Source organism: Mesorhizobium sp. SP-1A, from assembly GCF_032460275.1.
Classification (GTDB): Bacteria; Pseudomonadota; Alphaproteobacteria; order Rhizobiales; family Rhizobiaceae; genus Mesorhizobium.
Genome location: NZ_JAVXZD010000002.1, coordinates 218,261 through 244,320 on the forward strand (window position 1 = coordinate 218,261; position 26,060 = coordinate 244,320).

The 26,060-nt window shown below is 50.4% G+C and carries 25 protein-coding genes; 18 read left to right on the forward strand and 7 right to left on the reverse strand.

Going from position 1 to position 26,060, the window contains the following annotated elements:
* The first annotated feature begins 180 nt into the window (after window positions 1-180).
* The 3 genes from QU595_RS09650 to QU595_RS09660 all read left to right on the forward strand — a co-directional run bounded on the left by QU595_RS09650 (window position 181) and on the right by QU595_RS09660 (window position 4,915).
* On the forward strand, window positions 181-651 hold the full coding sequence (locus QU595_RS09650; protein WP_315921277.1) for a hypothetical protein: 471 nt from the start codon (window positions 181-183) through the stop codon (window positions 649-651).
* A gap of 76 nt (window positions 652-727) precedes the next feature.
* On the forward strand, window positions 728-3,013 hold the full coding sequence (locus tag QU595_RS09655) for a PcfJ domain-containing protein (protein WP_315921279.1): 2,286 nt from the start codon (window positions 728-730) through the stop codon (window positions 3,011-3,013).
* A 57-nt stretch (window positions 3,014-3,070) separates the two neighbouring features.
* Window positions 3,071-4,915 carry a PcfJ domain-containing protein gene (locus QU595_RS09660; protein WP_315921281.1) on the forward strand — a complete coding sequence of 615 codons (1,845 nt, stop codon included), beginning with the start codon at window positions 3,071-3,073 and terminating at the stop codon, window positions 4,913-4,915.
* On the opposite strand, the gene QU595_RS09665 is transcribed toward QU595_RS09660, so the two are convergent.
* The 3 genes from QU595_RS09665 to QU595_RS09675 form a co-directional block, all read right to left on the reverse strand.
* Entirely contained in the window at window positions 4,912-5,484 is a 573-nt protein-coding gene (locus QU595_RS09665) for a hypothetical protein (RefSeq protein WP_315921283.1), read from the reverse strand. The two genes, QU595_RS09660 and QU595_RS09665, sit on opposite strands and share 4 nt — an antisense overlap.
* 38 nt (window positions 5,485-5,522) lie before the next feature.
* Complete coding sequence (locus tag QU595_RS09670) at window positions 5,523-6,269, reverse strand: DUF2786 domain-containing protein (protein ID WP_315921285.1); 747 nt, start codon at window positions 6,267-6,269, stop codon at window positions 5,523-5,525.
* A 250-nt stretch (window positions 6,270-6,519) separates the two neighbouring features.
* Complete coding sequence (locus QU595_RS09675; protein ID WP_315921287.1) at window positions 6,520-6,810, reverse strand: hypothetical protein; 291 nt, start codon at window positions 6,808-6,810, stop codon at window positions 6,520-6,522.
* Between the two features lie 209 nt (window positions 6,811-7,019).
* On the opposite strand from QU595_RS09675, the gene QU595_RS09680 reads away from it, so the two are divergent.
* The 3 genes from QU595_RS09680 (at window position 7,020) to QU595_RS09690 (ending at window position 14,196) form a co-directional block, all read left to right on the forward strand.
* Window positions 7,020-13,709: a putative Ig domain-containing protein gene (locus QU595_RS09680; RefSeq protein ID WP_315921289.1), complete on the forward strand. Its 6,690-nt coding sequence runs from the start codon at window positions 7,020-7,022 to the stop codon at window positions 13,707-13,709.
* A 90-nt stretch (window positions 13,710-13,799) separates the two neighbouring features.
* On the forward strand, window positions 13,800-13,988 hold the full coding sequence (locus QU595_RS09685; protein WP_315921291.1) for a hypothetical protein: 189 nt from the start codon (window positions 13,800-13,802) through the stop codon (window positions 13,986-13,988).
* 13 nt (window positions 13,989-14,001) lie between these two features.
* A complete protein-coding gene (locus QU595_RS09690) occupies window positions 14,002-14,196 on the forward strand; it encodes a hypothetical protein (RefSeq protein ID WP_315921293.1) in 195 nt (64 codons plus the stop codon).
* On the opposite strand, the gene QU595_RS09695 is transcribed toward QU595_RS09690, so the two are convergent.
* The gene (locus QU595_RS09695) at window positions 14,197-14,835 is read right to left on the reverse strand and encodes a hypothetical protein (RefSeq protein ID WP_315921295.1); all 639 of its coding nucleotides are present in this window, start codon (window positions 14,833-14,835) and stop codon (window positions 14,197-14,199) included.
* 217 nt (window positions 14,836-15,052) lie between these two features.
* Here QU595_RS09695 and QU595_RS09700 point away from each other — a divergent pair, with 217 nt between their 5' ends.
* Both QU595_RS09700 and QU595_RS09705 read left to right on the forward strand, forming a co-directional pair.
* Window positions 15,053-15,322 (forward strand): hypothetical protein, encoded by a 270-nt coding sequence (locus QU595_RS09700; protein WP_315921297.1) that lies wholly within the window; start codon window positions 15,053-15,055, stop codon window positions 15,320-15,322.
* Window positions 15,323-15,383: 61 nt separating this feature from the next.
* Entirely contained in the window at window positions 15,384-15,716 is a 333-nt protein-coding gene (locus QU595_RS09705; protein ID WP_315921299.1) for a hypothetical protein, read from the forward strand.
* A gap of 107 nt (window positions 15,717-15,823) precedes the next feature.
* Here the strand turns inward: QU595_RS09705 and QU595_RS09710 are convergent, their stop codons facing one another.
* Window positions 15,824-16,657, reverse strand: a complete 834-nt coding sequence (locus QU595_RS09710) for a metallophosphoesterase (RefSeq protein ID WP_315921301.1) — start codon at window positions 16,655-16,657, stop codon at window positions 15,824-15,826.
* Window positions 16,658-16,778: 121 nt separating this feature from the next.
* Window positions 16,779-17,033, reverse strand: coding sequence for a hypothetical protein (locus QU595_RS09715; RefSeq protein ID WP_315921303.1), 255 nt, complete (start codon window positions 17,031-17,033; stop codon window positions 16,779-16,781).
* A gap of 95 nt (window positions 17,034-17,128) precedes the next feature.
* Between QU595_RS09715 and deoD the strand changes: the two genes are divergently transcribed.
* From deoD to QU595_RS09760, 9 genes are all read left to right on the forward strand, one after another.
* Window positions 17,129-17,845: a purine-nucleoside phosphorylase gene (gene deoD, locus QU595_RS09720; RefSeq protein WP_315921305.1), complete on the forward strand. Its 717-nt coding sequence runs from the start codon at window positions 17,129-17,131 to the stop codon at window positions 17,843-17,845.
* Between the two features lie 10 nt (window positions 17,846-17,855).
* Window positions 17,856-18,293 carry a hypothetical protein gene (locus QU595_RS09725; RefSeq protein ID WP_315921307.1) on the forward strand — a complete coding sequence of 146 codons (438 nt, stop codon included), beginning with the start codon at window positions 17,856-17,858 and terminating at the stop codon, window positions 18,291-18,293.
* 76 nt (window positions 18,294-18,369) lie between these two features.
* The gene (locus tag QU595_RS09730) at window positions 18,370-19,083 is read left to right on the forward strand and encodes a hypothetical protein (RefSeq protein WP_315921309.1); all 714 of its coding nucleotides are present in this window, start codon (window positions 18,370-18,372) and stop codon (window positions 19,081-19,083) included.
* 131 nt (window positions 19,084-19,214) lie between these two features.
* Window positions 19,215-19,985, forward strand: a complete 771-nt coding sequence (locus QU595_RS09735) for a hypothetical protein (protein ID WP_315921311.1) — start codon at window positions 19,215-19,217, stop codon at window positions 19,983-19,985.
* 112 nt (window positions 19,986-20,097) lie between these two features.
* Window positions 20,098-20,925 carry a hypothetical protein gene (locus tag QU595_RS09740; RefSeq protein ID WP_315921313.1) on the forward strand — a complete coding sequence of 276 codons (828 nt, stop codon included), beginning with the start codon at window positions 20,098-20,100 and terminating at the stop codon, window positions 20,923-20,925.
* A 1-nt stretch (window position 20,926) separates the two neighbouring features.
* Window positions 20,927-21,649, forward strand: coding sequence for a hypothetical protein (locus QU595_RS09745; protein ID WP_315921315.1), 723 nt, complete (start codon window positions 20,927-20,929; stop codon window positions 21,647-21,649).
* Between the two features lie 104 nt (window positions 21,650-21,753).
* Complete coding sequence (locus QU595_RS09750; RefSeq protein ID WP_315921317.1) at window positions 21,754-22,467, forward strand: hypothetical protein; 714 nt, start codon at window positions 21,754-21,756, stop codon at window positions 22,465-22,467.
* 74 nt (window positions 22,468-22,541) lie between these two features.
* A complete protein-coding gene (locus QU595_RS09755) occupies window positions 22,542-24,224 on the forward strand; it encodes a DUF4116 domain-containing protein (protein WP_315921319.1) in 1,683 nt (560 codons plus the stop codon).
* A 249-nt stretch (window positions 24,225-24,473) separates the two neighbouring features.
* Complete coding sequence (locus tag QU595_RS09760; RefSeq protein WP_315921321.1) at window positions 24,474-24,728, forward strand: hypothetical protein; 255 nt, start codon at window positions 24,474-24,476, stop codon at window positions 24,726-24,728.
* Window positions 24,729-24,798: 70 nt separating this feature from the next.
* Here QU595_RS09760 and QU595_RS09765 read toward each other — a convergent pair whose 3' ends face one another.
* The gene (locus QU595_RS09765) at window positions 24,799-25,104 is read right to left on the reverse strand and encodes a hypothetical protein (protein WP_315921323.1); all 306 of its coding nucleotides are present in this window, start codon (window positions 25,102-25,104) and stop codon (window positions 24,799-24,801) included.
* 116 nt (window positions 25,105-25,220) lie between these two features.
* Here QU595_RS09765 and QU595_RS09770 point away from each other — a divergent pair, with 116 nt between their 5' ends.
* Entirely contained in the window at window positions 25,221-26,006 is a 786-nt protein-coding gene (locus tag QU595_RS09770; protein ID WP_315921325.1) for a hypothetical protein, read from the forward strand.
* The last annotated feature ends 54 nt before the right edge of the window (window positions 26,007-26,060 follow it).

The window sequence follows — 26,060 nt, forward strand, 5'->3', positions numbered from 1 at the left end:
AGGGGGGAACGCTCCTAATCACGACCTAGATATAATGCGTGGCAAATTATTCTTCAAGGAATACCTTTTTGATCACAATGAACATGTATCGATTGCCAATTCGATTGAAATTAGCTATATGGCTCCAGTTTTAAATTGAAACCATTTTCCCACGTGTTTAAGTGGCTTGAGTAGGAAAGTATGAGCGAAACGACGACCACCGGGAACAGGGTACCGAACGTGTCGAATGACGTAGCCAGCAACCTGAGCACCATAATGGAAAGCGTGAAGGTCTACCGCAGAATCTATCACGATGCTCTTGCGGGCTTGAAGGAGGCCAATGTGGCGTTGACGCCCAAGTTTGAGGCCGATCTGCGTGGTTTGAAGGAAATCCGCGTCTCGGTGTTTGTTTCGACGCTTGCGAAAGCTGGGATGGCCTTGCACTGCAGGTTTGTTGGTGACGAAGAGCCAGCTGTAGCGGTCTCGACGATCTCGAAACTGTCATCGATCCTTGCGGCGGCCCACGACAACGACGAAGAAGGCCTGATCGCCAGGAGGGCGAAGATGTTCGAGCCAACCTTGGTCAGGTCGATCAACCAGCCAGGTGAAATCTCGATGCCGACACTGATTAAAATCTGTCAGGCGGCCAATCTGGAATTGTTCGTAAAATAGGCTTTTTGCGGAAGACCCAGGATTTGAAGGGTTGCGATATTAATCACTTCTGTCACCATTTTGGCAGAGGTGAATTATGGAAGTCATTTCCGCCAAGGACATTGTAGTCGACAAAGATGGCCTCCCCGTGGACAAAGTTCTGCGGCGGATAGCCTTGAATGTCATTATGCGCATGCGGCTGTCTTATCCGATCACGAAAGACGGGTTCCGTGATTGCATGTATAATGTGGCTAAAAAGATTTTCAAAAGACCCGACTGCCCTATCCTTGCAGCGCAACAGATACAACTGGCCAAGGCGCTTGATAAATCGGGCGTCATAAGGATCGAGCAGAAAGATGGTTATCATCATGGTGTGTATTACTACCCCATGGAGAAGTTTCTGCCGAAGAAGCCTGAGACACACGAAGAGCGTGTCGCGAACTTCAACGCATCTATACGCGGCATCGCCGAGCGCTTGGTCGACGGCAAGGAGGCTCAAGAGAAAGCATTCGCACTGGTTCGTGGTCTAAAACTCGCGCGACGCGCTCATGTTGGGAAGGCTGGTCGCTATGACGCTGTGATCTGTCCCGAACATGTCGAACTCGGGCAGAACGGCGTGAAGATTTCCAAGGCTGTTTTCGCTGTCATGCTGCCAAGTGGCTGCAAGTTCTATCGAGCAACAGGCAACGCCATCAAGATCGATTTCTCTTCTGGCGAATTCGAGATTTCAATCAACTTGAATAAATCGACCAAATCTCCGTATTTTGACTTCATTTTCGATAACACAATCATGATGACGTATACCTCGGAAAACGACTTCATTCATGATCGTCATCGCAATTTATCTACGCATGTCAAAAATCTCCTGAAAGGCGCACTCTCCGGAATCAACCATCAGCGAGAGCAGTTCGGAAAACTGATTGGGGAAGAGATCAGCGAAGAAAGGTGGCGATCTGCTGTTGTTAGCATCAGAAATGGCTTCAAATCGCGTACAAATTTTCGATGGCTGATCTCTCAGGCAATGGATAAGGAGGCACGTCGTCTTGCTTATCGCAGGGCCAATTTCATGGGGCGCGATTACAATTGGTTCCTCGACACCACGCCAGAGAACCGCAAGCGGCGTAGACAGGCAAGCGACGCGTTCCCAGCCCTGTTGCGGATATTGACGCTCAAGAAAGTTACGGCCGCGATTGACGAAGGCAGACCTCTGATCCCGATTCTAACTGAAGTCACAGGTCTGCCTGCCTCGAAGATCAAAAAGCTGGCTGGCCTGACGAGGGCGAAGTTCCGTATGAAAAATGTGAATTCTATTGATTCATTCGCTTGCGGCCCACATCCGTTGAGAGAATATGCGATCACGCTCCCCGTCGATTATTTCGATGTCGATAAAGATAAATTCCGCAATATGCTTTCGGTTGGGCAGGATTGGCTACGGTATGGTTATCCGTTTGCGGGTGATTTTACGTCCAAAATTGCTGCCAATCCGAGTAGTTCAGAAAAGGTCTTTCGAGCTGTCAGAGAGCCAGCTACATCGGTGGCTTGCTTTATCGAGGAATTGATTGTCGGCTACTTCGATTGGATCGAACTTCCAGGTGGAGTTCCGTTGCGTGGAAAGCCATGTGGGGCCTATCTTCAACGCATCATATTTGAAGAGGTAGTTGGAAGCCAGTTCAGCAAGAAGCGAGCCGTCCGATTTAATGAATTATGGCATCGGCACGTAAATACAGTTGCGGTGGAACAGCGCGCATATTGCCGTCGTGTGAGAGGCTTGATTCCAAAGGTTTGGCCTGCACTTCAAGAAAATTTTGTCTGTGAATATGGAACTTTGAAATTCCTGACGTCGGACGATGAGCTTCATGCAGAAGGTCAATTAATGGACCATTGCGTCGGTGGATATTATCGGGATTGCATGACAGGCGGAACTCACATAGCCGCAATTGAAGCTAAAGACGGCACCAGGTCAACTATTGAACTGCGCATATCTGATGATCATGGCAAAGGCAGGCTGTGGGTGGCTCAGCACCATTCCTTCCAAAACACTGCGCCGTCCGAAATGTGCGTAGCTGTAGAACACGCTTTCTTCGCGAAATTTGGAAAGAAAAAATATCGCATTAAACGACTGAGAATGACTGAAAATGAGGTATATGAAGGCATCGAAGCAGTCGTGGTTCCTGATGAGAAAGCGAATGAATTTTTGCGCTTGTATGACCCGATCATGCCGGATGCATTGAAGGGCAAGGATATCGCTTGGTGGCGACAGCGAGCGAAGCAAGAAATGGATAAAAATATCACTTTTGATTTTGAGAATGATTATCATCGCGGCGGGGAAATTCAAGATCAGGAATTCTATTGCGATGCAGGTCCCAGAACTCGTGAGCATTAAATCGTAGAGCCTTGCAACGACAGGCTCCAAAATCAGGATATTGGTTTCGGGAACTTGATGATGCAGATTGTTGGCGCTTCGGTATTGGACGACGGAATTGACGCGGTTGCACACCGTAGCGGCCGAGCAGTTGTTGTTGAATGGGCACGTCGAGTTCTGAAGCGCCATGTTCGGCGTGAGCCTAGCCTTGTGAAAGAGGTAACTGGGCACAAGGACGAGAATAAGATCATAACCGCCATGCAAAACGATGGCCTCAGTGATGAGGTTCAGAAGCGCATTCTGAATGATTGGCGATCTGCAAAGGCTAAAGTCTACTTGCATAACGCCACTGCCATAGCGGCCTTCCTGAGGAGGGCGGCGGATACGATGGATTGGATTGAGTCCCTTCCAGACAATGACCGCCGTATCCGCCGCATCGAGCGCATGTCATGGAAGGATGCGGATGACGCAGCAATCGCGTGGCACGAGGCCCTTGCCAAAGCGAAAGTCGACAACAAGGCTCGAATGAACGGTGTCGTGAAGGTAGCCGAGCTGGACGACGGTGCATTCATGGGCAAGCTGGTGACAGCAAAAGCACTGAAGGCTGAAGGCGCAATGATGGGGCATTGTGTCGGTGGGTATTGGAACCGAGTGAACTCCGGTCAGACGCAGATCTATTCATTGCGTGACGCAGACGGCTATCCGCATGCCACCATCGAGTTGGGGCGCACCCCAGAAGTGATTTTGGCTGACGGCTCATCTGTCCGCGTAGGAACGCATCCAAGGCCTGGGGTGAATTACCTTTATCTAACCGATAGCAATTGGGTTGCCGTCCAGGTTCGTGGCAAGCAGAATATGCGTCCGCTGGATAAATATGTCGATCAGATCGAAAAATGGTTTGCGCAGCACGATATTCCATGGGTTGAATACGGTGAAGAGCTTCCCGATGCCCGACCTGACCGCATGATTTTCGTTTATAATGTCGGCGGGGATAAAGGTGTAAATTACACCGATCCCAATATCGCTCATCATATCGCCTGCGAACAGATGGCGAGGTATGCCTCGAAGCCAGCTCAAAATTTCAACTTTGAGAACACCTACCGTGGCCTCGGTTTGAATTCCCTTCATCAACATCACGGCAGTCCGGAAATCGTGCAAAGTTTTATCGACGCGGTAACGCCAGCTGTGGTTTCGGGCTTCGAACAAATGGTGGAGAAACATCCATTCGCTGCGGCAGCAACTCGCTCCGGTATTTCTCTTCTGACCAAGATTGCTGGCAAGTTTGGTCTCAATGTCGATGACGTTAAGAATGTCATGTTCCAGACTGTTTGCGGTCAGCAGAATGGCCAGTCACATTATGCGAGACAGCAACTTCTCGGCAGCAAGGGGATCGATAAGGCACTCGATGTCGTCCTGCATAGCCTTCCGCTTGCTCCATTGGCTCTCTTGGCCAACGGCTTTGCTGAAGGGCAGGAAGCGACCGTTATGGAATTGATCAAGCCTCACCTGGAGGAGTCCGTCAGGGTGATGAGAAAATTCCCTGAACGCGTCCATGTCGTCCAGTCGAGCTATAGCGGCGTCACACCGGACAACATCAGGCAGGCCTATCTCTATTGTGGGCTGGCAGCTGAATACGCCGAAGCACGCTCCAAGGTCATTCAAGGCGTAAAGTCGAGGATGGGTGAAATCCGCATGTCGATCAGGAAGGCTCGTCCATCTGGTGAGCTGACTGCTGAGGGGATCAACCTTCTGCGCAACATGTTGAATGACGGCTACGAGGCTAGGATCAATAATGCGGCCGCAACCAAGTTCGGCAGTAATAGCTTTGTGGTGGCGTTCGAGGATGTGAAACCCCAGCGTGCGCCGCGCTTGTCGGCTGATCCTGTTGTCCGGCCGACGCGATATCCAGCAATGCGCCTCTAGCGAGGCGCTAAAGCCTGTTCGTCCGAAGACAGAACTTTTTCAATGTCTTGCGCCCATTCCTTGTGCTCAGACTTCAACTCATCCTCCATATGACGCGCCGAAGCGAGAAGCTCTTTGTCCGTGAATTCAAGCGCAGGCCTGAACTCTTTGTAGAACGCGAAGTACAGATCGTCACAGCCGCTGATGCGAAGTTTTGAGCAGAAGATCTGAGTTGAACAAAAGGCATCGTCCGCAGGTAGCGCAGCTAGAAGAGCTTCGCGAATCCGAGCGACCTGTTCGGCTTCTTGCTCTTCATCTGCGGCACCGAATATTGTGTCGTTGTACTCACTCACGCCACGAACAATTGAAAGGGCTTGGGGTGCGAAAGCCTCAGAGACACGAGCAAACAATGCTGGCTTGGCATTGACCGCCAAAAACAGCTTTGGCATCGTCTGCCAAGTGTCCTTGATGTTGAACAAGACGCGCGAGATGATGTGACGTTCCCCGTTGAGTTCGTACTGCACCCACCACATACGGTCATATCTTTCGCTCTTGTGTAACGAAAGCGTTCCAACATCGATCTTCGGCATTCAACATGTCCTTCGCAAGTTCGAGGGTCGCCTTAAAATCAGTTTGCAAAGCGGCTGTCGCTCTTAAGCTGGCCGCCGTTCGGGCCGCGCTCAGAGCCGAGTGCCGGATTGAGGTTGATGCGGTTAGCAGCTTCTAGGCCATTGAGGAGTGCCTTGCCGTCAACATCACGTCGTCTCTTTCTTGTCTTGAAGGTCTCGACATCTTCCATGGCCGCCTTAATCAAAGCGTCCTTGGCGACGACCAGCGCATTGCCCGTCTTCTTGTGCTGGCGTGCCCAAGCGAGTTCGCGGATTCTCTCCGCCAGGCGTTCTGTCAATCCATCGAGGAAGCTATGCTGTGCAATCTCGCGCTTGCGCGGCACGTACAGCATCCATCCGCCAGATGCTCGCGTCATCTCATACTTCATCGCAGTGATAATGATTTCGTGTAGATATTGCGCAATTTCGACATCTACTGGAAGACCATAGATGCGATATCCGGTTCTGAGACGGGCATCATTCACAAGGCCGATGACTTCGACTTCGCAAAGCTCCGCGATAGCCATGCTGACGGTCATGATGTGGTTGTGGAATTCTGGTGGAAACGTGTGATCGTTGTTGATGACCTCGTCGTCGACGTCTTCTTCGTCACCGATCTCGATGTCATACTTTTCCATGAGTTCAGCAGCCTTCGCAGCCGCTGTCAGCGCCTCCTGTTCGGTCGCGCCGTTCTCGATAGTCTTCGCGAGCAACGCCTTGATCTTGGCGATTAGCGCTTCACGCTTTTCCTTGTTCGTCTCTGTCATAAAAACCTCATCAGGAAAAGTCCGTACCCCCTTGATGAAAAAATGGCCACGCCTTTTGAGCGCGGCCGAGTTACAAGGGAGGAGACTCACCACATGACTAGTGGTGATTCTTTTATTGCTTAATTCCATAGATATGTCAAATGGAAATCAACATTTTTCATTATTTTGTCTCGGACTTATCCTTGGAAATTCTACCCCATTGAATTTTAAAGCAATTATCGAATGTAGAATTTGTATCTGTACGCCTCGCTCACATCTTTGGAGCAGGGTGATTATCGAAACTCATCTCGCCGCCGAGTTCGAACTTTTCGAGGCGGTAACTGTAGGGCTGTCCGATGAGTTCGATACGGCGTCCGTCAAGTTGGGTGCCACGATACTTATCCTCGGGCGGAGTGCCTCCAAGCTTGGCTGGTCGGTATTCGTCGCCACGGTTGCTGTGGCGGTCGTCGCTCAGAACGTCGCTCCAGTTCGTTCCTTCTGCGGGCTTCACCCAGACATATGCATGGCCGTCCAGTGGGTAGGTAATGCTATCGAAATCCATTGCGCGCTCCTCGTTGTGGGCATTGAGAGACTTGTAGCAGATTACTGTGAAAGGTGAAATGACAACGAACTTGATTGTCGAATTGCGCCCTATAACTGATTGCAATTTATCGGCGCATAAAGCGAAGGAGACCGATGACCTGATTTGCTGCCCAATTGCTTTATTCCTTGAGTTGGTGCATTTTTAGGGTAGCTCCAAGGAAAAACAAAATGCTAAGAAAAATAATTGTCGCGCTTACCGCATTTTCAATCGCAATCCCGCCTGCATTCGCTGATCAATATATCTTCCGATATAAATATGGCTTTCAAGTCTCTGCAGTCGAACCCGAAGTCCCTGGAGAAGAAGATTATGACATCCGAGCCAACTTTGTCGGATATCCAGGCGAGGATTTCTCACAGAGCATTCCTGTAAAGGGCGCGCAGCCTATCGCTTACTGGCGGATCACGAATGGATCGCTGCCACAGGGTGTCGGCTTTGACCAGGCAAGCGGACTACTCAGCGGAACACCAGCGCGCGTTCAAGCTGTAAGCTTTGATGCTGTTGGGTACACGGCAGCGGGCGCTGAAGGTACGAAGGCGAAGGTCACGTTCTCTGTCGTTGCTCCAGATGAGAAAATGGTCAGGGTCGACGGTTATGGTCACGTCGACCGTAACATGGCCGTCAATATCTCTCCATCGGGCATCGTGGTTGATCGTTGGACCGCCAATGAAGCCTTGCCTGTTTGGCTTAAAGCTTCTGGGTCTCTGCTTCAGGGCACGCCTCCCCTTGGGTCCGAAGGTGTCTATGCGGTCAACCTTACGGGCTATGATTTCTCAGGAACGGAAGTGGCCACTGCTCGTGGTAATATTCTCATCGAGAATGGACCGACAATCGCATTTATTCCTGATCAAGTGCTTAATTTGAATACGTACACAACGATTGCAGCGAAGGTGAATCGAGCCATTGGTGAATTGACCTGGTCTCTCGAAGGCGATGCCCTGCCCCAGAGCCTAGCTTTTGATAACAAAGGCGCTATTCGTGGTTCACTCCGTAATTTCAATACGAGTGCAAAGATGCGTTTCGTCGCTCGTGATGTCGATGGAACGACCGGATATTCCAATTATTTCGCAATCGCATCGCGTGAGCCTGACACCGATATCGGAAATATCGATGACCAGTCGCTTGTTCTTGGTACGCCTTTCCAGCTGGTTGTGACCGCAAGCGACCTTCAAGGGGAAAAGAACTGGTCGATTCAGTCGGGTGAGCTGCCTGAGGGTATGGAACTAAACGCAAAGACGGGAGTGATCTCTGGTGTTCCGGCGAAATTGGAAACGAAGGAAAACATCGTTCTTGCAGTCACGTCGTCCAATGGCGGCAGCTCGACGTCCAACGCGTTCTCGATGACGGTTTTCCCCGCCCCGATCACTATTGCTGGCGAACAGACCCATGTTCGAGTTGGCAAAAACTTTTCTAGCCCCCCTCTGGTCGTAACTGGCGCGATGCAGCCATATTCGATCCGCCTGGCGAACGGCGAGACTATGCCTGCTGGTCTGACCCTCAATCCAGCGAATGGCGTGGTTTCTGGTGTGTTGCCGTCAGCGGTTTCGCACTCACTGCCATTGGTTGTTGTCGATGCAGAAGGGCGAGTGTCCAAATCATATTCGCTCGGCATAACCTCTTACAACAATCTGGCAATCTCCGTTTCGCCTCAGACGACCAATGTGCCAAGGTTGAAGGAAATCGTTTCTCCAACCGTCGCAGTCGCTGAGCAAAGCATTATTCCTTCCAAAGCCAATCCGTTTGGAGAGTATGAGCTTGCTGGAACGTTGCCTGTCGGGCTGACCTTCGCGAAGACCAGCGGCCGCATTTATGGCACTCCATCGGTTGAAGGTTCTTACGGCCCATTCACGATCTCTGTCATCGATGGCAACGGGGAGCGCGCGACGTCCAATGCGTTTCAAATTGAAGTAGGTCCACGCGAAGCCCTCACGGCGACCGCGCCCGATTTGACAATCTACGCTCTGCAGAGCCTGTTCAACAGCCGCCCCGTCAAAGTCGACAATAGCGTCGGTAAGGTCACCTACGAACTCGTTGGCACTGGCGTGTTGCCTGAAGGCGTAAAGTTGACGCAAGACGGATATCTGCAGGGTGCGGCGTCCAAGGTCGGCGTTTTTGAGGGCATCACCATCAAGGCTACCGATGCCGAGGGCCAGACGGCGACGACTGAACCTTTCAAGATTACGGTAGCGCCCGCAAAGGCAATTGAACTGGTCGATAATGCCTTTGAATGGACTACGGGTAAGGCATTCAGCTTTGATCTGAAGGCTGTTAACGCAGATAATCCAGTCACCTATGTCTTTGCTGACCGAAACACGCTTCCTGCAGCCGTGCAGATGTCGTCTTCGGGGCAACTGACTGGAACTGTGGCGACGCCAGGGACCTATCGCGGAACCGTCACGATCACAGATAAGCAGTCTCGTACTTCGACTGTCCAGATTACGCTGACGATCAAAGACGCGATGGCAATGCAGCTTGCCTCAGAGCACAATCTCAGCCGTGGCTCGCAGGCCAACGTCACCCCGGCCGTCGAAAACGCTATTGGCACTCTGAAATTCACCCAGACAGGCGCATTGCCTGATGGCCTGTCATTCGACCCGTCGAATGGTTCGATCTCGGGAATTCCGACCAAAGAAGGTGAATGGGCGAACATTCAGATTGTCGCTCGCGATGACGCTTCCAACACGGCTTCTGTGACGACCAAGCTTATTGTCGGCCAGAGAAAGACGCTGGCAATCGCCTATGATTTTTCAAATGGCCTCATTGAGGGTTCAACGACTGGTCTTCCGAAATTCCCGATTGAGCCAACCAATGCAATCGGTGATGTGAGCTACTCGGTAGCGGGAACTCTGCCAGCTGGGCTAACCTTCAATGCGAGTTCAGGCGCTTTCGCGGGCGTGCCAACTGTTGCGGGTGTGTTCGACAATATCGTTGTCACGGCAACCGATAGCGAGGGAGCAACCGCGAAAACTGGCGCGATGTCCATTCGTGTGGAAAAGGGTGGTCAGTTCAAGATCAAGGATCTGATGGTCACTGCCCGAGTTGGAGATTTCATCAACACAGGCGCTCCAGATATTGAAAACGGCGTCGCACCGATGTCCTTTACTGCAGGGGCAGGCAAACCTTCGGGCATTAATGTGAACCTCGTGAACGGCTCCGTGTCTGGCACGTTGACCGCTGCAGGAACGCACAGCTTTATCGTGACAGCCACGGACGGCGTCGCCAAGACAGCAACCTATAAGGTGACGATTGTCGTCGTTGGTGATCTTAAACTTTCATATCCAGCCACAACGAACGCCAACCAGTTTACAGAAGCTCTAATTGAGCCATCCGTCGACAACCTGGTTGGGAAGGCCTCCTATGAGCTTGCGTCTGGAACTCTGCCTTCCGGCATGAGGGTCGATGCTGCGACGGGTAGGATCGTAGGCGCACCAGATCAGACCGGAACGTTTGGAAATATCGTCGTTCGCCTTACGGACGGTGGTCAGACATCCTACGCTGCAAGCTCGAACCCATTTTCCATTGTTGTGGGGACGAGGCTGGCTCTGGAAGTTGACAACGCAGATGAAAATCTGGCGCTCGTCAATCACACCTATCAGCTAAAGGCCAAGGCGCTGAATGCTGTCGGCAATGTGACATGGACTATTAGCGGATCTCTGCCAGACGGGCTTTCGGCGAACAATTCCACTGGTACGATCAGCGGCACGCCGACGACAATTGGCGAATGGCCATCGATCACGCTTAGCGCTGTTGATGACAAGGGTGCAACGGCGACGAAGACGATCAAGATCACCACTGCTGCAGACGGTAATCCGCTTCTCCTGACGACCTACTCGGTGAAGGGAAAGCCTGGGGTTCCCTTCACGAGCAGCGAACCTTCAGTGCTGAACGCAATCGGCGAAGTTCGCTTCTCGTCTCCTGATCTCACTTCCTACGGGCTGACTATCGATCCTGTCACAGGTGTGATTTCTGGAACAGTCAATAGCGTGATCAAGATTACGGCTAACATTCGGGTAACTGACAGCACCAATCGACTGACGTCAGAGTTCATCCTGATCGAGATTGTTCCTTCAATCCGGATCGTCATGCGCGCTGCAATCGACGCTACAGTCGGCGCTGATATCAATCCTGTAAAGCCGACAGTCGACTACGCGGTGGGCGCAGTGAATTTCACGCTTCTGGGGAATCTGCCAGCTGGCCTCGTGTTCAACAACAAGACTGGCACGATTTCGGGTAAGCCAACGGTCATCGGAGTAAGCGATCCGTTGATCATTCGCGTTGTCGACGCGACCGATGATAGTGCCAATACAGAGCCGTTCGTCATAACTGTCCACGACGATGGCGTGCTGCCAAGGGTCCAATATTCGACTTCAGGGACTGGTTATACCGAGAATAATACCTTCGGGACAATTACTCCTACACGTTACAACACCCAGAAAAGTGGCGATAAATATTCGATCAATAAGAGTCTGCCAAACGGTTTGGCATTTGATGAAGACACAGGCGAGATCAGTGGACGCCTCTCCATTGGAAGCGCGGGTATCTACGAAGGTTACATCGTGACCGTGGTCAATTTGGCTGAACAAAAGGGTGAGTCAAATGAATTCCTGATCAAGGTACTGCCGTCTTCTAGAACTGGCGTCTATAAAGCAAAGACGATACCTGCCAGACATAATCAGCTTGTTGACTTTGGTAAGCCTGAATATGACCAAAGCAGGATGGTTGGCGACATAACGTACTCCGTTACAGGGAAGAACCCTTCAACCACAACCTATATGGACGTTGGCGTTGACCCTAAAACGGGAGCGGCTTGGGCAACAATTAAGAATGGAGTGTCTACAGCTTACTTCGATCTTACGGCAACCGATGCTTTGGGGTCTACGTCAGCCAGGTACACGATCAATCCACTGCTTCTGAAAGCAACTTATGACGATAAGTACTATCTGGAAGTTGGCGAGTATGCTTTAACAGCAGAGCCAACGCTGACGAACGCTGAAGGCGATCTGACTTTCGAAATTTCGACAGGCACGCTTCCGCAAGGCCTTCAGCTGGACACACTGTCGGGTCAATTCTATGGCACTCCAACGCAGTCAGGAACGTCTAGGATTTCAGTCAAGGCAACGGATAAATATGGCTCGGCAACGTCGAATGCTTTTGATCTCGTTGTCCAGTCCACGGCGGTTGCAGCATTCGATATTCCTGATCTTGTCGATCAGAATAATACGGGTGCACGCGTATATAGTGCCAGAATTCCAATTGTAGGTAACACGGCCAACGTGCCGTTTACGTTTGAAGGCCCTTCTGATGTGACCACCCGCGTATGCTACCCAAGCAATCCAGGTGGGATTTGCTACAATATTAATTCTACAACAACTCAGCCTAAACAGGTCGGAGAGGGCGGGATTATCGAAGTTTCAATGATACCATCGACCACTCTTGGTGAAACAAAGACGGTTCGTGTGTTCGTTGGAAATCAGTCCGCTGTCTGGAATGTAACGACCAGAAAAGCTAAAACTGAACCAGACGACTTTAATTTCTTAAATATCGTCGACAGCGCACCCGATGTTTCGGTCGCGTCAGCCACCATTACGCTCGCGGGAATGCCGGACCCTCTTCCGTTCACCTTGACATATTACGGCACCAATCCAAGAGCGAACTCGTTGGCGAGTCATGGGCTTTATGTCAACGGTGTCGCAAAGCGCCTTGTTAACAACACGGTCTCTGGAACGCTTTCGAATGGTAACAAGATATATATCAACGGGCTTTCTGAAACGGGGTTCTTGCAGGAGAGCTATTACGTTCTCCAAATCGGAACGATGGTGAAAGAATTCCGAGTAACCACAAGAGAACTCGATGACACGCCGGATGATTTCGAGTTCCCGACATTGAGTGATGTTGCGCCTAGCGCAATTATTAATTCAAACCAAATAACCGTTACAGGTATTTCTGATCCAGTTCCTTTCGAAGTCACCTATTACGGCACGAACCCATATGCCAACACCAACACCCAACATAGTGTTGTGTATGGAAGCGGATCATCGTATTTCAAGACAAATACGATCACTGGTACGATATCCAATAATCAGAAATTCTCGATCAAAGCTCTTTCAGAAAATGGAGGGGGTTTAGAGAGCTTCTACACGGTAAAAATTGGATCAGTTACGAAAGAATTCAGGCTAAAGACGCGTGTTTACGTGGATACGCCAGAGGATTTCAACTTTCCAGATGCTGTAAACCAGCCTCCTTATGAAACTGCTACTGCTGCAATTCTCTCTGCAGAAGTAACTGTCCAGGGAGTTCCTGATCCAGTCCCTGTCACGTTAACAGCCGTTGGGAATGGATCGACATCCTATTTTCAAAAAAATGGCTCCATCTATCAAATGGGGTCGGTTCAGATGAATGGCATGACGGTCAAAACGGGAGATAAGATTCTCATCCGTGGCACAGCGCCAAGGGGCAATGAGACAGAAGCAATCTATACTCTTAGGGTCGGCACGCTAACAAGAACGTTCAAGATCGTGACGCGTCCTTTGGTTACGACACCAGAGCCGTTTACGTTCACAGAGCAGAGCGGGCTTGCTGGGAACAAACAGTTTTACAGCGATACGATTACTGTAGCGGGAATTCCGGATAGCATCCCATTCACGTTCACATATATTGGGCCAGATGCGACTAAGCCTAAATATATTATCGTCAACGGTACTCTGACATCCTTCCCGGGAACGACGCTCACATACAACTACAAAACGGGAATGACGTTGAGGCTATATGCTACGAGTTCGGTCACGCCAGGCGAAAAGGTCATTATTCGAGTGAGGGCAGGCGATTACACGACGGATTGGACACTAACCACCGCGCCATAACAACGAAAGGGAGGTTCGCCTCCTTTTTTATTTGTTGATTTTTATTGCTGAAAATCAGATAACTATGCATCCAAAATTATGAGGTGAATAATGAACGCTGTTTCTCAAGCTGCCGACATGCTGTTCGGTGAAAATTCTCGCATGCAGGTGCGCAACATCAAGTTCGCGGCACCTGGCCGTGGTCGCACCGTCAGTGCAAATCAGCTGGCCCAGCAGGTCATCGATGCTGAGAATGCTATTCGCTCGGGCAAGGCCCGTCTCGTTACCCAGATTGACTGAGGAAGTGGTCCTCATGTCAGAGGCATCTAAAAGTCCTGGTTTTGAAGCCTGCATGGCTGAATTGCGCAAAGCAAACGCCACGCTGGACCGTATCAACGGTCATTTCAGAGGCATCCGTGAGATTATGCTCACGTTGCCTCTGTTTGTCAGTATCGCTGTCGGGCTTAGCCTATCGACCATCCTTGTTGTGAAAGCGATCTTCTTCTGATCACATCCGTATGGCGGGCGTCTCGTCCGGCTTTGGATTGATTTCCCGCCATTTTCTGTAGCTATCATAGACCTCTAGCGGGGACTCGGAGGCGAGCTTGTCTCGAACGCTGTTGATCAGCCAGTCAGGTCGCTCGCCATGTGTGTCCGTGACTTCTGCAACGATCTCCGCTGCGGCTTCGGTCGGGTTGAACCCTTCGATCACAAACCTCTCGCCCAGCGCTTCCCTGTCGCGCAGCTTTTCGATGCCAGTTTCCTTCAGGTAGTCTTCCGTGATCTGGACGTCATAGGTCTCCCATTTGCGCGGCTCGATGCGGGAGAATTCGTTCTTGAACTGCTCCAAGACCCGATCAACGTAGTCGAAGCCGTGACCAACGGTGCCAATCTTGAATGCGTGATGGTTCCACTTTGAACTCATGCCGCTCAGGATCGAGCTGGCCAGGTTTCTGCGGTCAAAGCGGCACGCAATGAACGTGTCATGTGTGGAGGCCCGCATGCGTCCGTATTTGGTCATGACCTCGAACTCGCGAGTGTTTTCGAAAGTCCGGATTGGTTCACCAGCGGCCTCTTCAATGATCTTGGCGGCTTCAGCCTGGAAATAAGCTTTAATCTCTTTTGCGTTTTTCAATTCGCGTGGCATCTAAATCTCCTACATTTATTCCTTAGCGGGATTGTGCAGTGATGTCTCGCATTAAAGAAGCTTGCAGCCGACGCACTGCTCGCCTACGATGAAATCCTGTCCAAATTAATCCGAACTCAAGGACCCGACCATGTAGCCGCAGATCTCCTAGCAAGACCCCGATAATCGCACCAGTCGAATTGACGGGCGAAATGTGTCCAATCGCTAGGAGAATAGAATGCGTAATACTGCAAATGTCGTCCTCGGATCTTCCGCCAAGGCTTCCGTTCACAACCAAGAGAAACTGCAGAAGCAGGCTGAGGCCGTTGCTTCCGGCCTGCTCGTTCCAGCAGGTGTCGAGTTCGCTCGCTTCGATCACGCTGGAAAGCAGTTTGCCCTCAGCGCCAGGTTGGTCATCGAGGTCGAGCTGCTGGAGAGCCGTGTGCCCGACGTCGTGATCCGTAAGGGAGAGCTGAAGCGGCCGTCTGTCGTGCGCAAGCGGCGCTAGCCTGCCTTGTTGGAGGGAAGCCGAATCTGTATGTTGCTCCACGCCTTTAGGGAGACAAAACGTGTCAGAAGAAGCTTCCCGCCCCTACCCCGAGTGGTTCAAGCAGTATGAGGAATTCGTAAAGCCCGAGGATGTTCGCTTCAGATATCTGAAGAGGAATCGCTACATGGCGATCATCCCTTTCCTCTACACAACTGCGATCATTGTCGGAGACAGTCGAAATCCCACCTTTTATGAAGACAGGTGGTGCTACGAAAACATGGAAGCTGCCATGAAGGCCTTCGACAAGTGGGATGGCGCATCAGGGACGGAGCCGTCTGGATGGCATCGTCATCCAAACAGCGGCCGCCGCAGACCCGATGGCATCGAAGCGGCCCAATACATCAATCCGTAGCCGGACGGCTTGGAGCTGGCTCCCAGTTGGGTGAAACGTTTCGAGCGCCGTTAAGCGCCCGAACGACTTCGATTGGGGTTTGGAAGAAGACTTCGCTTGCCTTGGTATCAGCCATGGACTCCGTCCTCTTGCATCATCGGTGCGAGAACCTTTTCCGGTTCCCCGAAGATTTCCTCAAGGCGGTCATAGACCGTGCCATAGCCACGGTTGATGAGAACAGGCTCGACTTCATCAAAGCCCCGTTTTGAAGCCTGAAACAGGTTTATCGTTTTGTTTTCAGCGTCGACAAAGCAAGTCGTCAGCAGGCCGAAATGATAGGCACCCGTGTCGATGGAGATACGGTTTTCAGTCACAATCGGAGTGGGGCCAAGGATTGTATGTCCGTGGATGACCGGAGGCAGTTTTCGCTCGGCGAAGTTCAAGAACGGCTCTCTGATCCAGTTTAGGTCAAAAAGCCGCTGATTGTTGAGCGAACGCGTTGGGTCTACGCCTGCATGCACACCGATAAACGCGCCGTTGATCGTAAAGCGCTTGGCGTTGGCCAGCATCTCAACATGATGCGGATACTTGGTCCTGATCTGTTCCATGGCATCTCGCGGCAGCTCACCGTCGAAATACGACATGATAGTCTGGATGCCCCCATTGGCGATCCAGCTTTCAGAATATTGATATTCGTCTTCGTGACGGATCGTTTCAAGGAACCATTCGTCATGATTTCCGAGAACGAGCGTTGAGCCTTCCCACTTGTTGAGAGCGTGATGAACGAGTTCCATGACGCCGAGGCTTTCAGGGCCACGATCAGTCAGGTCTCCAAGAAAAACGATTTCAGGGACTGCACCGCGTTCGGCCGCATGGGACTCGATACCCACCAGCATATTTTCGAGCAGATCAGCTCGACCGTGAACGTCGCCAATGTAATATTTCGATTTTACCGCAGCCATTGCGCAATCCCTTCATAATTCCCGGTTGTCATATCTGATTTATTCAAGAAATAAAAGCCAAATATGCGGAAATATCCCATAAATTTATGGAAAATTCCAGCCCTGCTAAGGGTCATTGGATTTACTCCGAAAGGACGTCTGAAGGGAAGATAATTGCTTCGAGGGCGGCGCAGGCATTGTAGTAGGCCTGCTGTTCGTCCTGGTAGTAGTCTTGGGGATCGTGTTGCCCCGTATAGCCAGGAACGCCATTCATAGCCTTATCCAAATCCGCCTTGGTCTCCTGCACAGCCAGAATGGCCTCGGCCAGTTTCAACGCACGCTCGCTACAGGGGGAAGCACGTTTGCCAGTGAAATTCAGGTAATCCTCGATAGACATTTGTTTCTCCAGAAAAGTGCGGGCTTAATTCGCAAATAACCATTGCGTTGTCAATAATTTTGGAATATTTATTTTTCGACAAATTAGGAGTAACTATGCCAACGCCACATAATCGAGCAAATCACGGAGACTACGCTCCGAGCGTTCTATTGCCAGGTGATCCCCTGCGCGCGAAATGGATCGCGGACAATTATCTGGACGACGTAAAGCTCGTGAATGATGTGCGTGGCTGCTACGGTTACACGGGTCTATTCGACAATCGTCTGGTCTCCGTTCAAGCCACGGGTATGGGGCAACCATCTGCCGCAATTTATGTCGAAGAGCTTCTTCGCGATTATGGCGTCAAGAACCTGATCCGCGTCGGCACTTGTGGTGGTTTTTCAGAAAAGATCAAAGTTCGTGATCTGATCATCGGCATGGGTGCTTGCACCGACAGCTCGATTGTCACCAATCGCTTCGGTGCCTTCAACTATGCGCCTATTGCTGACTACAAGCTGATGGCCTCTCTGATCGAATATGCGGGCGAGCTGTCGAGCGTTCCCTATCATGTGGGCAGTCTACTGTCGTCGGACACGTTCTACCAGGAAGGCGGTTTTGAGGGCTATCGCAAGCTCGCAGAACACGGCGTACTCGGCGTCGAGATGGAAGCCGCGACGATCTACACGCTCGCAGCCAAGTACGGTGCTCGCGCAGTCGCCGTTTGCACCATGACGGATTGCCTTGTCACCAAGACGGAAATCCCAGCCTCTGACCGCCAGAGCAGTCTAGACGATATGGTCAAAATCGCCCTTTACACGGCAGTGGTGGCGTAAGGAGAGCGACATGATTACAAGTCTTTGGAATAAATTATTCGTCAAAAAAGCAGTGCCTGATGTCATTAATGAAGATGTCGCTGTCGAAGGTGCATCATTGTTTAGCGGAGTGAGCATTATTACCAAACCAGAGGATGCTCCAACGTTTAAACGGCAATATAAGGCTGTGATCTGTGGCGATATCGATCTTAGAATCGAAATCGAAGATGGAAACTATAGCTGGCAGCCTGACCGCACAGTGTCAGGCGTCCTCCATCAATCTGGTCGCGGCTATGTCTTCTTCGATCCTCAGAACATTGCCGAAAAGGTAATTATCCCAGAAATCGTATCGGCAACACGTGCGTTCCTTCGTCATGTGTTGGAACTGGATGCAGAGTATATGAACTCCAACGACAGGTTTGTCGACAAAAAGGGCCGCACGTGGGTCCTTTTAAAAGACGGCGAATAATTTGGTGAAGTGAGCTGGTGGCGTGGCCACCTCTATACCGCTAGACAAGGAAAGGTGTGAGAAAATGAATGCATGTGTGATCTACGACAGCAATACGGGCGCAGTCGCTCTCTCCCCTGCAGAGGCGGCCGCGAATGTGGTACGTCAGGGCCGAAACGAGGCCGCTGTTGCTCTCCGTAAGGAAGCAGAGCGCTTTGGTGATGAGATCGAGTATGTCGTCTATCTAGGGAACCGTACATACAAAGAGCTGGAGCGGAGTAGTGTCACTACGCTCTGGAAAGAGTTTCTGAAAGAGCCTCTCCCCTGTATTGCGGGGGCATGGAGTTTATTTATGGGTCTTTCATTGATTTTGATTGTGTGGGTAGCTGCCATCATTGGGCATCCTACCAAAGGAACTTTATCGCCATGGATCGCGGCTGCGGCTACAGCTTTCGTTTTGGGTTTGGCGCGCTTCTTATGGAAAGAATTGAAAAATGATTTGTCTTCCGTAAGCCATATCAAGAAATTTGGTTTCAAAAAGGACTTTCTACCAACAGCACGACGATACAGCCGGAACATGATCGGTGTCGGTCGAGACAGCCTCTATGTTTTCGCCGCTCCCATGAGCGAGGATATGACAGTCAACAAGATCGGCTACGACCAGATTCAGCATGTTCGCGACCAGAATGGCATGTTGAATATCGTATCTCGTGGTGGGCAGGTTATTGAGACGGTCTACAATTACGAGAGCGAATATAAGGGTGATGTGGTTTCAGACATTATGAACAGGCACTTGGAAGCAACCAAATAAAACATGAACAATTGGAAATTGATTGGCGGGAGAATTTCCCGCCTTTTTCGTATTTAATTGCTATGAACAAGCATAAATGTTGACGATAGATAATTAAATGGGTATATAGCCCGACAGAAAAGGAGAAATCGATGTCTAATTCAACGTTGGCAATTAACGCAGTAGCGGAAGCTCAGAACTCTGCCGTCAAATCAACAGAAGAAATGAAGGCCGAAATTCGAAAGAAGGCATTCGACTGCGGTGATAGCATTGAGTTCTTCATCACTCACAGTGAAGTGGAATTCAATCAGATTGTTAAAAACAATGTTATGAGCGCTTGGAAATATTTCCGGCATGGCAAGGATTTTTATCTGTCGTTCTTATTGTGTTCATCGTTCGTGATGTTAGCTGTACCTGCTGTGTTTTTGAAGGCGCTAAACGATGGCTATCAGGATACTGTGAATCAGGTTGGTGTGTTAACTACGGTTCTGTTGCTCCTGTTCGGGTTTTTGATCGGAACGATTGTTGTTTTATTTTTTGGTTATTTCGCCTGGGATGTAGGAGGAGGAAAACACCTAATTTCATGCTGGAGGAAAGGCTATGCCAAATATTTCCTTAATGAGCTTGAATGGAAGGCTAATAACGTAATTGGAGTTGGACGAGATCGCCTCTATGGTCATGTGAATAATTCTGGACATGATTATGAGACCGATATCCGGAAGATCGAATACGATGCCATTGGTGATATCGATGCCGTTGCATATTCAGTTCAGAAGCATGATCGCGAAGGACAGGAGATCGAAAACGAAATTACGATCCTTGATCGGTTCGGCCGTGTAGGCTTGAATATGACGAATTTCACGGCTGACAAAGATGTTGATGTCATCGGTGAGCTAAAGCGTCGGCGTGATGAGGCCCAGTAAATTGTGATAAATAGATGTCCAAAGCGTCGCCATAGTGCGGCGCTTTATATTGTAATTGCGTTGACGATCTGTAATTAAATATGTAATCCTTTTTTCAAAGTGAGGATTTCCTTTGGTAAAAACGTTCAAGCGATTTTTCGCACGGAATAGTTCCAAGAATATTGAGCGGGTCCAGCGTAAAAACGCGGAAACGCGACAAACATTCGAAGCCATGATTGATGTGGAAATCACCCTCGGTACGAGAATGGTTGAACGCGAAGGCGACAAGGTTCATGTCTCCGTTCGACCGACGACAGCTGTCGTGCAGGATTGGTTTGACGCCCGCCTGTACCTTCCGAAAGAGATCGATGGCCAGAGTGGTCCTCAGGCTCTGTTTGTGGCCTGGCTCTACAAGCTGAAGCGTCCTCATCTGGCGATGCTGTTCGCGCTTGTCTCCGCTTTGACCGCCCGTGCGCTCGTGGAAGCTGGATTCATCGGCATGGAGAATACTCTGCTGACGTCGGGCGTTATCATGGTCGCATTGCTCTCCTTGCATCTGACGGGCCTGCTGCATCCGAAAGAGGCTCAGTTGCCAGACGATTACGACTGGATGATCCCTGAGATGATGAAAGTGGCTAAGCGCTACGTTCTGTTTGGTGCCAATGCGGTTTACGTGTCGTCGCCGAGCACCAAGGACAAGCACCTGCAGACAGCTGCGGAGTCGGCAACACGCCTTCGCGTGATCCCCTACAATGAGATCGGACGCGTTGAGCAGGTGCTTCGTGGTACTCATGAAGACTACAACTCTAGAGACACCATCGTTTACGACAAGGCCGGAACTGAACTCTTCCGCATCGACCGCAAGAACTCGTCTGTTGGAGTGGATGCAGTCCATTTTCTGAAGGACAAGCTTGCGGCCGCGAATAGCCCTGAACGCCAGCAAAACGTGGAGGATGAGTGAGATGGCCAACGCAGAAAAGTTGCAGGATTTCATCGATGTTCGGCGCAAGCTTGCACAAAATGAAGTGAAGGAATTCGCAGCCGAAAATGATGATGTCATTGTCTGCTTTGTTCAGGCTGGTGAATACGGGATGAAGGTATTTCGATCATTGAGTTCGCTTTCTCTAAGCGAATATTTTTGGCATTTGTTGAAGAGCCGACTTGTTGCTATCGGGTTTCTGATCTTCATGGCTTCCGCTTTTTTGGTTGCAGCGTACAATGAACCTGATGCCGCCGTTCGTCATACGGGACAACTCTATTTTTCCGGAATGATTGTCCTTTTTTTGGGAGTTCTGGTTGCGGACGGTCGATTGAAATATCGATGGTTCAAACAGCATGGTTTCGACCTTGAGCAGTTTGACGATATTTTTGCTGCTGCTGTTCGCGTGGTAGGTGTCGGCGAGAAATATCTTTATTCCCTCAAGCTGGAGCCTAACGCTGATAAATATCTCCGTGGCGAAGTTGTCCTTTCAGTGGACCCCTACTCCGATATTTCCGTCGTTGATGTGAAGAGCCTTCCAGGTCGGCAGTCGCTTTTATTGTCTGGCGTCGAAATTGGAGCCGACCATGTCCAAGACCCCGTACTCGCCACTGAGGTTGAGGCTTTTGGCTTCGCTAACATTCATGACGTCGCTGAATGGATGAGGATTCGCATCCCGCAACGGGACGTCGTCCTGGAGGTCTGAGCTGATATTTATCATTGCAAGATCGGGGGGCTTCGGCTCCCTTTTTTGTTTGTTTCATTCGCCGACAATCATGACCATGAAATTCCCTACCGGAGGACATGGTCATGAAGCTTACAGTTCCCTTCGCATTCACTCCCAAGCTCACGAGCGAAGCTCGCTACATGATGCCAGCCAGTTTGGAGCCAAAGCTCACAGACCAGATTGAACTCGAAATTTCGATCCTTCCAGAACCCCCTGCTCTTACCGTAAAGCTCGATAAGGTCGGCGCACGCTCCATCACCTATCGCAAGGATGACGACACCTGGCGCAGGCCATTGGGGTTCGGCCGTTATGGGCAGACTGAAGCCTTTACGCTTGACGATCTGATCCATCTCGCAGCGCACGGCTATGTGCCTGCGGTCGAGACCGACAATCTGTGGGGGACGGTTTCGCTTGCACCCTGCCCCGACATCACAAACGCTCGCAATTCGGAAATCATGATCGCGATGCTTGAACAGCAGCGGCCAAACGACACTTTCCAGAAGCCGGATAAACGCGACTGCATCGACTACGAAAGCTCTAAGAAGGCTGCAGTGAAACTTTGGGGCGCGCTCAATCTCGCAATATACGAGGAGACAGGACAAATATGGTATGAGGTCTCAGAGCCTGTTCTCGTGCTCGCTAAGCACGCTACGAATGGCTCCGATTTCGAATTGGTGCCTTCTAATTCCCGTATGGCGCTTGAGGGCAAGCTTCTGCAGGAGAAAGGCTCCAATTTCGGCCACATCCGAAACCCGATTATCGTTGAGGAGAACGAAGCCCCTGCTCCGTCAATGTAATGAGGGCGAGGCGTTGTCCGATGCAGTGCCTCCAACGAAAATCATCAGAATGATTTCTAAATGAAAGTCTACTGATGACCCGCACGGAATGGCTGATCTCCACATATGGCGAAGCGCTCGTAAAAAATCTCTCGGATCAGGGCGTGACTTTTGACGTAGCGGGCGCTGTCAGTCACGTCATGGAATACGATCCAACAAGAACAGGGCGCTATTCTCAGTGGTTGATCTCCACTCTCATTAAGGGTGGTTTCCGTTTCGAGGACCTTTCAAGGGCGCGAAGCACGCTTGAGCATTTCGTGGCCTTCAACCAGCGCCTCCCTGAAGACCAACGAGACATCAATCGCCATGAAAGGCTCTCAGATGTCTGGAAGTCCGTGAAGCCGTTTGTAGACCAGCCAGAGGCAGATGAGAGCCTTTCTGGGAAAGCCAAGAAGCGGTCGGAACGTGCCAAGTCCTATGCCGACAGCCTGATCCTAGCCGAAACCGACGACTGGACCGTTGCCGTCCCTCTAACCGTGGAAGCGGCCAAATGGTGGGGTAAGGGCACGCAGTGGTGTACCGCAGCCGACAACGACAACATGTTCGAAGGATACAACAAAACAGGTCCTCTGATCGTAATTGTAATGAACGATGGCACCAAGGTTCAGTTTCATGTCGACGAAAAAGAGTGCCAGTTCATGAACGAGAATGATGAACCTGTGCAGGAGGAGTGGATCGTCGCATATCAAGATCGTCTGAAGCCGCTTCTTCATTGGGCGGTAAAACAGCATGCCGTCGCGTTTGAAAAGGTTCCTGAGGCAATCGTCGACGACGAAATTATCTTCGATTATCTTAGGTCTCCGAAGGCAAACCTGTTTCACGTTTCGAAGGACATGATCACGCAAGAGATGGTGGATCTTGCCATGGCTATAAGTGGCCGTGGCATCTCATTCGTCCCAGAGAAATTCAAGAGCGACGACATGTATTTGAAGGCTCTCGCGACAAACCCGCAGGCGCTGAACGAGTTGCCAGTTCATCTCGCGTCCCGTGACTTATTCCTAGATATCGTGCGAAGAGACGGGACTGCTTTGGAAGGCGTGAAGTTGTTCTTTGAAGAATTCATGCACAGAGAGATCGTGAATGCCGCGATTGAGGAAAATGGGAACGCACTCCAATATGTTCCAGAACGTTTTGTGACCCGTGAAATGACTTTGAAGGCGGCCTCTACTGCAAGGTTTTTCCGGGAACTAAATTATAGCGTCTCGCCAAAATGGAAAGACCGCGAATATTACACGGTGGCTGTCACCGCCAATGGTCAGGCCATTGGTGAGGTTCCTAGTCATATGAGAAGCCAGGAACTCGTCGAATTGGCTATGGAAACTTATCCGAGAGCAATTCATTGGCTCCCTGAGACCGCTAGAACTCCTGATGTGGTCAGAACCGCCATCGAGAAAGATCCAACCGTCTATTCAGTAATTGGATATGGTGATCTGCCACCTGACCTCATTGGGAAAGTCGTTGAAGCTGACGGCAGATTCCTTTCATACTTTCGCGAACAACAGCTTAGTTTGGAGATATGCCTTGGTGCGGTTCGAGCAAACAAGGCAAATCTGCAGCATGTTCCCATGGCCTTTTATAAGGCTGTCGAAGAGCAGATGAAGGCATTCGATTACCGTCCCGATTGGCAGAAGGATGAGACGTTCATTGACGGTCTGAAGGCCGTGTTTGTTCGCAAGCCGGAGTTGGACGAAGAGCGTTCAATGTCGATGGGAATGTGACCTCGATAAAAAATATGAGGTAATCGAAAAATATATTTGCGTGGCCTGCTTGGGTTCGATTCTGGCGGTTTCGACATCATTTGGCCCAGTTCGAATTTCCCATGGGAGGTTTAGATAATATCCCATGGGAACTTATTTGTACTCGTCTAGTGAATTATCTGCTTGCATTGGCACTGATAGCGATCCCCTACCCCGGTTGACGGGAATAAAAAGCCTGGGTAACTCCTTATTTATCAAAGGAGAGCGCAAATGGTGAAGCAAGTTCGCAAGCAAGCCGCTGAGATTATCGGATTTCATTTGGGCTGGGATATTAATGACGTGAAAGATGGCGTCTATCAGCCGAGCACCTATTATTCTCCGCGCGTGTATGTTTGTGGAGAGGATTATTATTGCAGCCCGACCGCCGCGCAGAAGCTGTCGAAGGACTTCAAATGGAAGGAAGTCGGAGAGCACTATGGCCGCAAGGTTTATTGCGCGACCTTGGAGTCCCGCAAGCTTGATTGACAGCCAGCTCTGATTACAATTCGCCACCAGAGTGGGCCATAACGAAATAAGGGGGCCACGGCCCCCTTTCTCACTTGTCCCAATCCTTGTAGTACAAGCGCTGAGGCTCTGTCGGGTAGTCACCACAGAGACCAATGCAGCCTGGCTTCGTTCTGTACTGGCCTTGGATGGCTTCATCGGACTTGGTGGTGATCGGCTCACCAGCGAGCGGCAGACACATCGCATGTGGTTTTAGATAACGACTTCTACCGTCGTCATGATAAAGGTTGTCGACGCATTCCTGTTGCGTCGGGAATGTCAGCATTTCGCTTTGGCATGTCGTGTATTGCCCTTGGCAGTTCATAGCGAAAAAGAACCAGATCAGAGGACCGCTCATAAAATCTCCTTGTTAATGGACTGATTAGTGCTACACGGGATTTGTGTCAATAAATAATCCAATATTCATTGACTTTATCTGATAAATTTGTATTTTCCGCCCAAAGGAGAATTCAGATGAGTTCAATTATTGAAGCTGCTTCCTGTGGATCTTCTCGCTCTGCCCGAGAGAGAGTATATTTCAGCACTGAATTAGGTCGGGAAGCTGTCGAATATTATGGCCGTAGCCTGCTGTCTGTTGCGCAGAATTTTCTAAAGCGTCAGGCCGATCTCGGGAATGAGAGAATCGAGTTCTTTGCATTTGAGAGTGTTGTCGGTGCGGTTGCAGGGTACAAAGTCTCGGCATCAAAGCGTGATAAGGATGCTTCCCGTTTGGGAGGCGGATCAGATGATGATCCTGTGATCTGGATCTTTGCGGCACTAGTTTTATCCGTTTGTGGCTGGTTTGCGACGATGATTGGAGAACAGGTTGGCGAATTTGGCCCTTCTTTGTTTGCCTTGTTAGGTGTCGTCTTGTGGATTGTCGCGTCTTTAAGTCTTCTTATTGGGGTGGTACGGCTATCATATGAACTATGGTTTCGATGGAAGACGGGTTACTATTCTTCGGTCATCGGTAAGCTGGAAGCCAATGGCGTCAATCTCGTCGCTTTCACCCCGAATTACATTTATTTCTGCTTCAATGAGAGCGATGGGAAGGCTTTGGGTTTCCGGCGACATGCATTCAAGGACATCCATCGTGTCGTTCGATCTGATGTCGAAGGAGAGCTTATCTACACAGCTATCGATGTCTCTGGAGATGAGATGTTCAAACTGAGTTCTCTCATGATGAGACCTGAAGGCCTCGATCTAGCAGAAGTGCTTGAAAAACGAATTCAGGAAGCGCGAGGCGCTACGCTCGCATAGCGCTCGATCCTCGATTGAAATCAATACTAAAGGCTGCCGTTGGCGGCCTTTCGT